This is a genomic window from Streptomyces sp. NPDC020996 (assembly GCF_040641355.1).
In the GTDB taxonomy this organism is placed as follows: Bacteria; Actinomycetota; Actinomycetes; order Streptomycetales; family Streptomycetaceae; genus Streptomyces.
Genome location: NZ_JBFADM010000079.1, coordinates 24688 through 33844, shown reverse-complemented (window position 1 = coordinate 33844; position 9157 = coordinate 24688). Strand labels below are relative to the sequence as shown.

At 72.2% G+C, this 9157-nt stretch carries 11 protein-coding genes; 7 read left to right on the top strand and 4 right to left on the bottom strand.

Going from position 1 to position 9157, the window contains the following annotated elements; genetic code table 11:
* On the bottom strand, positions 1–667 hold a 667-nt coding region (locus tag AB0G63_RS34890), incomplete at its 3' end, for an FMN reductase (RefSeq protein ID WP_360758704.1).
* Positions 664–1785, bottom strand: a complete 1122-nt coding sequence (locus AB0G63_RS34885; RefSeq protein WP_360758702.1) for an LLM class flavin-dependent oxidoreductase — start codon at positions 1783–1785, stop codon at positions 664–666. The genes AB0G63_RS34890 and AB0G63_RS34885, both read right to left, overlap by 4 nt.
* Before the next feature lie 145 nt (positions 1786–1930).
* Between AB0G63_RS34885 and AB0G63_RS34880 the strand changes: the two genes are divergently transcribed.
* A complete protein-coding gene (locus AB0G63_RS34880; RefSeq protein WP_360758700.1) occupies positions 1931–2725 on the top strand; it encodes a helix-turn-helix domain-containing protein in 795 nt (264 codons plus the stop codon).
* Between the two features lie 109 nt (positions 2726–2834).
* Here AB0G63_RS34880 and AB0G63_RS34875 read toward each other — a convergent pair whose 3' ends face one another.
* Positions 2835–3725, bottom strand: a complete 891-nt coding sequence (locus tag AB0G63_RS34875; protein ID WP_360758698.1) for an NADP-dependent oxidoreductase — start codon at positions 3723–3725, stop codon at positions 2835–2837.
* A gap of 124 nt (positions 3726–3849) precedes the next feature.
* On the opposite strand from AB0G63_RS34875, the gene AB0G63_RS34870 reads away from it, so the two are divergent.
* The 4 genes from AB0G63_RS34870 (at position 3850) to AB0G63_RS34855 (ending at position 5672) form a co-directional block, all read left to right on the top strand.
* On the top strand, positions 3850–4284 hold the full coding sequence (locus AB0G63_RS34870; RefSeq protein WP_360758696.1) for a helix-turn-helix domain-containing protein: 435 nt from the start codon (positions 3850–3852) through the stop codon (positions 4282–4284).
* 36 nt (positions 4285–4320) lie between these two features.
* Positions 4321–4653, top strand: a complete 333-nt coding sequence (locus AB0G63_RS34865; protein WP_360758694.1) for a YnfA family protein — start codon at positions 4321–4323, stop codon at positions 4651–4653.
* Between the two features lie 96 nt (positions 4654–4749).
* The gene (locus AB0G63_RS34860; RefSeq protein ID WP_360758708.1) at positions 4750–5526 is read left to right on the top strand and encodes an SDR family NAD(P)-dependent oxidoreductase; all 777 of its coding nucleotides are present in this window, start codon (positions 4750–4752) and stop codon (positions 5524–5526) included.
* Positions 5526–5672 carry a hypothetical protein gene (locus AB0G63_RS34855; protein ID WP_324786536.1) on the top strand — a complete coding sequence of 49 codons (147 nt, stop codon included), beginning with the start codon at positions 5526–5528 and terminating at the stop codon, positions 5670–5672. Before AB0G63_RS34860 ends, AB0G63_RS34855 begins: the two co-directional genes overlap by 1 nt.
* Before the next feature lie 94 nt (positions 5673–5766).
* Here AB0G63_RS34855 and AB0G63_RS34850 read toward each other — a convergent pair whose 3' ends face one another.
* A complete protein-coding gene (locus AB0G63_RS34850) occupies positions 5767–6960 on the bottom strand; it encodes an RtcB family protein (RefSeq protein ID WP_360758691.1) in 1194 nt (397 codons plus the stop codon).
* Positions 6961–7163: 203 nt separating this feature from the next.
* Here AB0G63_RS34850 and AB0G63_RS34845 point away from each other — a divergent pair, with 203 nt between their 5' ends.
* The gene (locus tag AB0G63_RS34845) at positions 7164–8021 is read left to right on the top strand and encodes a DUF3558 domain-containing protein (protein ID WP_360758689.1); all 858 of its coding nucleotides are present in this window, start codon (positions 7164–7166) and stop codon (positions 8019–8021) included.
* A gap of 133 nt (positions 8022–8154) precedes the next feature.
* Positions 8155–9075, top strand: a complete 921-nt coding sequence (locus tag AB0G63_RS34840; RefSeq protein WP_360758687.1) for a DUF3558 family protein — start codon at positions 8155–8157, stop codon at positions 9073–9075.
* Positions 9076–9157: the final 82 nt, after the last annotated feature.

Genomic DNA, 9157 nt, shown 5'->3' with positions numbered 1-9157 from the left:
CCGCCCGAGGTCCGTCCCCGGCCGACCGGCCGGCCCGAAGACCGTCCCCGGCCGACCGGGCGGCCCGAAGACCGTCCCCGGCCGACCGGGCGGCCCGAGGACCATCCCCGGCCGACCGGGCGGCCGGAAGACCGTCGCCGGCCGGGCGGGCGGCCTGCAGCCCGCGCGTCAGGGCCGTCAGCTCCCCCGCCGCCCGCTCGATCCGCCCGTCCAGGCCCTCCGCGCCCCAGTCCTCGGAGGCGGCGTACACGCCGGTCGGGACGACCACGGCGCGCAGGTGGGCGAAGAGGGGGCGCAGGGCGTGCTCGAGGACCAGGGAGTGGCGGGCGGAGCCGCCGGTCGCCGCGATCAGCACCGGCGTGCCCGCGAGCGCGTCCCGGTCGAGGACGTCGAAGAAGGACTTGAACAGCCCGCTGTACGACGCCGAGAACACCGGCGTGACGGCGATCAGCGCGTCGGCGTCCGTCACCGCCTCCAGCGCGGCGGCCAGCTTCCGGCCGGGAAACCCGTTGGTGAGGTGGTGCGCGATCTCCACGGCGAGCTCGCGCAGTTCGACGACCTGCACGTCGGCCGGGGCCTGCCGGCCCACCGCGGCGGCCAGCCGGTCGGCCAGCAGCCGGGTGGACGAGGGCACGCTCAGCCCCGCCGAGACGACGACGAGCTTCATGCGACGGACTCCTCCTTCTCCTGGGCCTCGGCCTGGGCCCGGTCCTTCCGGGCGGCGGCGAGCAGGGACGCGTGGGTCGGCGCCTCGGGCACGTCGGCCGGGCGCCCCTTGGCGAACTCCTTGCGCAGCACCGGCACGACCTCCTCACCGAGCATGTCGAGCTGCTCCAGCACGGTCTTCAGCGGCAGCCCGGCGTGGTCCATCAGGAACAGCTGGCGCTGGTAGTCGCCGGCGTAGTCGCGGAAGGCGAGCGTCTTCTCGATCACCTGCTGCGGGGAGCCGACGGTCAGCGGGGTCTGCTCGGCGAAGTCCTCCAGCGACGGCCCGTGCCCGTACACCGGCGCGTTGTCGAAGTACGGCCGGAACTCGCGGACCGCGTCCTGGGAGTTGCGGCGCATGAACACCTGGCCGCCGAGTCCGACGATCGCCTGCTCGGGCGTGCCGTGCCCGTAGTGGGCGTAGCGCTCCCGGTACAGCTCGATCATCTGCTTGGTGTGGTCGGCGGGCCAGAAGATGTTGTTGTGGAAGAAGCCGTCGCCGTAGAAGGCGGCCTGCTCGGCGATCTCCGGGGAGCGGATGGAGCCGTGCCAGACGAACGGCGGTACGCCGTCCAGCGGGCGGGGCGTGGAGGTGAAGCCCTGCAGCGGCGTGCGGAACTTCCCCTCCCAGTTCACGACGTCCTCGCGCCACAGGCGGCGCAGCAGGGCGTAGTTCTCGATGGCGAGGTTGATGCCCTGGCGGATGTCCTGCCCGAACCAGGGGTAGACGGGGCCGGTGTTGCCGCGGCCCATCATCAGGTCCACCCGCCCGTCGGCCAGGTGCTGGAGCATCGCGTAGTCCTCGGCGATCTTCACCGGGTCGTTGGTGGTGATCAGCGTGGTGGACGTGGACAGGATCAGACGTTCCGTCTTCGCCGCGATGTAGCCGAGCATGGTGGTCGGGGAGGACGGCACGAACGGCGGGTTGTGGTGCTCGCCGGTCGCGAAGACGTCCAGGCCGACCTCCTCGGCCTTCAGGGCGATGGCGACCATGGCCTTGACGCGCTCACGCTCGGTCGGCGTACGGCCCGTGGTCGGGTCCGGGGTGACGTCGCCGACGCTGAAGATGCCGAACTGCATGGTCGCTCAACCTCCAAGTTGTTGACCGTTCAACTATACCGCCAAACGAAGGCCCCCGACCACGTATTCCCGGCCCCCGCCCCCCCCTCGGAGCGCCGCCCCGCGCGGGCGCCCCGCTGTCGGTGCGCCGTCCTACGATCCCGGTATGGCCGCACCACGCCGTGACACCCGAGGCATCGTCGACGCCGCGGAACTCTTCGCGCGCGTGGACTTCCGCCGCCGCGAGCCCGCCGAACCCCTGCGCCCCTACCTCGAGCACTACTGGCTGATCGACTACGACCTCACCCAGCCGTACGCCTCGCACGTGGTCCCACACCCGTCGGTCAACATCGTCTTCCAGCGCCTGTCCGGCCAGGAGCCGTTCGCCGAGGTGGCCGGCATCGGGCTGGAGCTGTTCACGCAGAAGCTGGAGGGCAGCGGGCGGGTGTGCGGGATCCAGTTCCGGCCGGGCGGCTTCCGGCCGTTCTTCCCCGACCGCCCGGTGAGCGCGTGGACGGGCCGGCGCGTCCCGCTCCCGCACGCCGACACCGCGGCCGTGCTGGACCCGGACGACGAGGACGCCCGGGTCGCCGCCCTCGACGCCTTCCTGCTCGGCCTCGGCCCCCGCCCCGACCCCCAGGCCGACCTCGCGATGGCCCTGGCCGACCACATCCGCACCGACCGCACCATCCGCCGCGTCGGCGACTTCGCCCGCGCCGAGGGCCTGTCCGTACGACTCCTGCAGCGCCTGTTCGCCACGTACGTCGGCGTCGGCCCCAAGTGGGTCGTCCTGCGCTACCGCATCCACGAGGCCCTGGAACGCGCCGAGACCGACCGGGACGTGGACTGGGCCCGCCTGGCCGCCGACCTCGGCTACGCCGACCAGGCCCACCTGGTCCGGGACTTCACTGCGACGGTGGGCGTACCGCCGACGGCGTACGCGACGCAGCGCGTGCGCTGAGGACCCGGGGCCCGTGCGCCCCCGGGCCCCGTACGCCCATGCCCCCCGTACGCCCACGCGCCCAGGACCCCGTACGCCCACGCACCCCGGACCCCCGGGACCCCCGGCGTCAGGGGATCAGCACCAGCCGCCCGCGCACCCCGCCCTGCGCGAGGCGGGCGTGGGCCTCGGCGGCGTCCTCCAGGGCGTACGTCTCGGCCACCCGCAGCGTCAGCACGCCCCGGTCCACCAGACCGGCCAGCTGCGCCAGACGGGCTCCGTCGGCGCTCACCTCCACCGCGGCGGTCCGCGCCCCGCGCACCGGAGCGGGGTGCGCCTGCGGGATGACGCCGACGTACGCGCCCCCGTCCCGCACCCACTCCAGAACCGTCTCGCCCAGCACCGCCGCGTCCAGCACGGCGTCGAAGCCGCCCGGGTCCACCGCGCCGCTCACCAGGTGCGCCGCCCCCAGGGACCGCATCAGTTCCGCGTCGGACTCCCTGGCCAGCGCGGTCACCGACACCCCGCGGTGGGCGGCGAGCTGGACCGCGAACCCGCCGACCGCGCCCGCCGCGCCCGTCACCAGCAGCGACTGCCCGGGGGCCGGCCGCAGCAGGTCGAGAGCCTGCGCGGCGGTCAGCGCGTTCAGCGGAAGGGTCGCCGCGTGCACCGCGTCCACCGTGGCCGGCGCCTTCGCCACCGCGGCCGTGTCCACGACGACGTACTCGGCGTGCGCGGCCAGCGGCCGCACCATGCCGTAGTCCAACGCCACGACCTCGTCGCCCGCCTCCCACGCGGTGGCCACCCCGGTCGCGTCCACCGTCCCGGCGACGTCCCAGCCGAGCCCGATCTGCTTGCCCGCGCCTCCGAAGGCGCCGGCCCGCACCCCCGCGTCCACCGGGTTCAACGCGGCCGCGGCCACCTTGATCCGTACCTGCCGCGCGGCCGGCTCGGGCACCTCGGCGTCCACGATCCGCACGGCCTCGGGCCCGCCGAACTCGGTCACCACTGCAGCTCGCATGTCAACTCTCCCCTGATCGCCGCCACTTGGACGTGCTTCTCGCCCGCTGACAACAACCCTAGGAAGAGTTACTATCCATCAGGAAGTAGTTACCCGTAGGTGCCTACCTACCCGGGAGGGAAGCATGGCGACCACGACCGCGGCCCAGCGGCGCGAGCGGGCGCGTGTCGAGTACGACGCGTTCATCCGGGCCTGCCCCACCAACCAGCTCCTCGGCCGCCTCAGCGACAAGTGGGTCAGCCTCGTCGTCGCCGCCCTGTCCGCCGGCCCCATGCGCTACAGCGACCTCAGCCGCAAGATCGCGGGCGTCAGCCCCAAGATGCTGACGCAGACGCTGCGCACCCTGGAACGCGACGGCATCGTCTCGCGCGCCGTCACCCCGTCCGTCCCGGTCCGCGTCGACTACGCCCTCACCCCGCTCGGCGGCAGCCTGGCAATGCTGCTGACCGCGGTGAAGGACTGGGCGGAAACCCACATCGAGGAGGTCCACGAAGCCCGCGAGCGCTACGACGCCGCGAACGGCCCCGACCACGGACCCGGCGACCGGCCGGACCACTGACCCCGGCCCGCAACCACGCGTGGCAGGCTTCGGGGCATGCCGGTCCTCCGCTCCGCCGCCCTGTTCGCCGTCGCCGCCGTCCTCGAGATCGGCGGCGCCTGGCTGGTCTGGCAGGGCCTGCGCGAACACCGCGGCTGGCCGTGGATCACCGGCGGTGTCCTCGCCCTCGGCGCGTACGGCTTCGTCGCCACCTTCCAGACCGACACCCACTTCGGCCGCGTCCTCGCCGCGTACGGCGGCATCTTCGTCGCCGGCTCGATCCTGTGGGGCGTGATCGCCGACGGCTACCGCCCCGACCGCTGGGACGTGACCGGCGCGCTGGTCTGCCTGGCCGGCATGGCGGTGATCATGTGGGCGCCGCGGAACTGAGAGCCGGGCTCTATACCCTGTAGTCGCCTGTAGTCGCCAGCAGTCACCTGTAGTCGGCAACGATCATTCGAAATGACGCGTCCCGAGGAGCAGCCCATGGCCACCGCCGTACCGTCCGCCGCGTCCCGCATCGCCGTCGTCACCGGCGCGAGCAGCGGGATCGGCGCCGCCACGGCCCGGCGGCTCGCCGCGGCCGGCTACCGGGTCGTGCTGACCGCCCGCCGCAAGGACCGCATCGAGGCACTCGCCGAGGAGATCGAGGCGGCCGGGCACTCGGCGACGGCGTATCCGCTGGACGTGACGGACCGCGCGGCGGTGGACGAGTTCGCCACCGCCTTCCGCACGGTCGGCGTGCTGGTCAACAACGCGGGCGGCGCGCTCGGCGCCGACCCCGTCGCCACCGGCGACCCGGCCGACTGGCGCACGATGTTCGAGACGAACGTCCTCGGCACGCTGAACGTCACCCAGGCGCTGCTGCCGAAGCTGATCGCCGGCGGCGACGGCACGGTCGTGGTCGTCTCCTCCACCGCCGGCCTCGCCACGTACGAGGGCGGCGCGGGCTACGTCGCCGCCAAGCACGGCGAGCACGTCCTCGCCGAGACCCTGCGCCTGGAGATCGTCGGGCAGCCGGTCCGGGTCATCGAGATCGCGCCCGGCATGGTCAAGACGGACGAGTTCGCGCTGACCCGCTTCGGCGGCGACGAGGCGAAGGCCGCCAAGGTCTACGAGGGCGTCGCCGAACCCCTGACCGCGGACGACGTCGCCGACACCATCACGTGGGCGGTCACCCGCCCCAGCCATGTCAACGTCGACCTCCTGGTCCTGCGCCCGCGCGCCCAGGCGTCGAACACCAAAGTGCACCGGGAGCTGTGATGCCGACCGCGGACGACGCCGAGCAACGACGCCTCGCCCTGGAGAAGAAGCGCGAGCGCTACGTCTGGTACTACCTCGGCTACTTCCTCTTCGGCATCCACGTCGTCGCCTTCGTCATGATCTTCGCGGTGATGCACGCGAAGTAGGCACACGAAGCGGGCACGCCCAGCAGGCGCACCCGCCAGGCGCGCGAAGCACGCCGGGGCCGGCGGACGGACGCGGTCCCGCCGCCGGCGGGCCTCAGCCCTTGACGCAGACGACCTGCTTCAGCTTCGCCACGACCTCCACCAGGTCCCGCTGCTGCTCGATGACCTGCTCGATCGGCTTGTACGCGGCCGGGATCTCGTCCACGACGCCGGAGTCCTTGCGGCACTCCACGCCCCGCGTCTGCTCCTCCAGGTCCTTCGCCGAGAAGCGGCGCTTGGCCGCGTTGCGGCTCATGCGCCGGCCGGCGCCGTGGGACGCCGAGTTGAACGCCTTCTCGTTGCCGAGACCCTTCACGATGTAGGAACCCGTGCCCATCGAGCCGGGGATGATCCCGTACTCGCCGGAGCCCGCGCGGATCGCGCCCTTGCGGGTCACCAGCAGGTCCATGCCGTCGTAGCGCTCCTCGGCCACGTAGTTGTGGTGGGCGCTGATCTCGGGCTCGAAGACCGGCTTCGCCTTCCGGAACTCCTTGCGGATCACGTCCTTCAGGAGCGCCATCATGATCGAGCGGTTGTACTTCGCGTACTCCTGCGCCCAGAACAGATCGTTGCGGTACGCCGCCATCTGCGGGGTGTCCGCGATGAAGACGGCGAGGTCGCGGTCGACCAGACCCTGGTTGTGCGGGAGCTGCTGGGCCACGCCGATGTGGTGATCGGCCAGTTCCTTGCCGATGTTGCGGGAGCCGGAGTGCAGCATCAGCCAGACGGAACCGGTGGTGTCCGTGCAGACCTCGACAAAGTGGTTGCCGCTTCCGAGCGTTCCCATCTGCTTTCCGGCACGTTCGTGACGGAATTTGACCGCCTCCGCCACCCCGCCGAACCGCTGCCAGAAGTCGTCCCAGCCGGCCGTCGCGAAGCCGTGCAGGCGGGCCGGGTCGACCGGGTCGTCGTGCATGCCCCGCCCCACCGGGATGGCGGCCTCGATCTTCGAGCGCAGCCGCGACAGGTCGCCGGGCAGGTCGTTCGCCGTCAGGGACGTCTTCACCGCCGACATTCCGCACCCGATGTCGACGCCCACCGCCGCGGGGCAGACGGCGCCCCGCATGGCGATGACGGAGCCGACCGTCGCGCCCTTGCCGTAGTGCACGTCCGGCATGACCGCCAGGCCCTTGATCCACGGCAGGGTCGCGACGTTGCGCAGCTGCTGCAGCGCCCCGTCCTCGACCGTCGCCGGGTCGGTCCACATGCGGATGGGAACCTTGGCCCCGGGTATCTCCACGTATGACATGACGTCCTCATTCCCCCGAAAATGAACAGAAGCCAGAAATCGCAAAACCGGTGCCAAGGTCGACGAAAGGGATGACGGACCGGCGTCCACGGCCATGCGTGCGATAGACATTGTGTTCTGGCAGCGCCCCCGTGCGGCAAGCGAATAACCAGCGGGGACACTGTGATCACCGGACACCACCCACCGTCGAGAGGGGCCTGACCGTGCTGCGGAAGGCGTACGTACCCGGCGTCGCCGCGCTCCTCGCGGCGCTGCTGACCGGCTGCACCGGCGGCTCGGGCGGAGACACCCCGACGGACAACGCCAACCCCGGCGACGCGGGCACCGCGACGGCCGCGGCCCAGCCGGGCCGGTACCGCACGCTCCCCGAGCCGTGCGGCGCGGTCGGCCACGGCACCCTCGACTCGCTGCTGCCCGGGATCAAGGAGATCACGGACGAGGACCAGCGGGAGAAGGCGTACGCGGGCGAGGCGACGCTGACGTACGACACCGACCGCAAGGTCGGCTGCCGCTGGAAGGTGCAGTCGGCGGCCGCGACCGACCATCTCCTCGTCGACCTCGAGCGGGTGGTGTCGTACGACAACTCCGTGAGCGACGACAGCCAGGCGCAGGACCTGTTCGCGGCCCTGCGGACGGCGGCCGACCTCCCCGAGCCGACGGGTTCCGCCACCGCCGACACGGCCGAGAGCACCTCCGAGGCCACCTCCAAAGCCACCTCCAAGGGCAAGTCCGCGGGCGCCTCCAAGGGCACGTCCGCCGGGAGCACCGGTCCCAGCGCCTCCCCCGGCACGAGCGCCTCCTCCTCCGTCACCCCGTCCGACATCCAGCCCCGCGTGCTGGACGGCCTGGGCGACGAGGCGTTCCTGGACGACGAGCTCGACAGCTCCGGTTCGACGGCCCAGCGGCGCACGGTGACTGTGGCGTTCCGCACGTCGAACGTCATCGTCACCATCGAGTACGAGGAGCAGCCGACGGCCGTCGGCGTCGTCCCGGACAGCAAGGAAATGCAGGACAAGGCCCGGAAGCTGGCCGGCCAACTGGCCGACGCGCTGGCCGGTTAGCACCCTTCACCCACCCCCGCCCGTCCGCCCGCAAAGCGCGCGAAGCGGAAACGCACACCTGTCCCACCGCGTACCGTGGCCCCTCGGACCCGATCCGACCGCAGGAACCACGAGTGTCATGAGTGAAGGAACCATGCAGCGACCAGCACAGCGAGACCGGCGGAACGAGCGAGACCAGCGAGCGAGGGGCAGGGGCCGCACCCTGGTCTGCGCGGCGGCGGTGCCGGTGATGCTGATCGTCGCCGGCTGCTCCTCGGACTCCGGCTCCGACGACGGCGGCGGCAAGAACCCGGGCGGCGCGACCGCGTCGCCGTCCGCGAGCGCGTCGCCGACGGTACGGGCGGCGGCGTACTCCAAGCTGCCGCAGTCATGTGACGTGCTGTCGAAGAAGACGCTGACCTCGCTGGTGCCCAAGGGCGTGAAGTCGGGCAAGGAGGGCACGTCCGACGACACGGCGACGCGGGCGAGTTGCTCCTGGAACAGCCTGGACAACAACGGCGTGAAGGGTTCGCAGTTCCGCTGGCTCAACGTCTCGCTGCTGCGCTTCGACTCGGACGTCTCGCGCGGCGAGGGCGACAAGCAGGCGCACGCGTACTACGAGAAGCAGATAGCGGACGCCCAGTCGGTGGCGGGCGCGAAGAACACGAAGTCGCAGCCGGTCTCCAGGACCGGCGACGAGGCGACGTCGGTGCGCTACGACCTGAAGAAGAAGGAGGGGTCCTTCAAGCAGCAGACGGTCGTGACGCGGGTGGAGAACGTCGTCGTCACCGTCGACTACAACGGCGCGGGCCTGGCCGGCGACAAGACCCCGAGCGCCGACACGCTGGCGAAGCTCGCGGAGAAGGCGGCCAAGGAGGCGGTGGCCGCGGTGGCGGCGGCCAACGGCGACGGCGGCGCGGCCCCGGGCGGCGGCACGGATTCGGGCACGACGAGTCCCTCGCCCACGAAGTCGGCGTCGAAGCCGGCGTCCGCGTCGCCGTCCAAGTCGGCGTCCGCGTCGGCGTCGAAGGCCGTGAAGGCGTCCTCGTCCGCTACAGCGTCGAAGAAGAGCTGACTGTCACACCCAGGTGCCCAGGCGCAGCTCAGCCCCGCTTTCCGACGGAGCCCGGCCCCCCTCGCGGGCCGGGCTCCCGGCG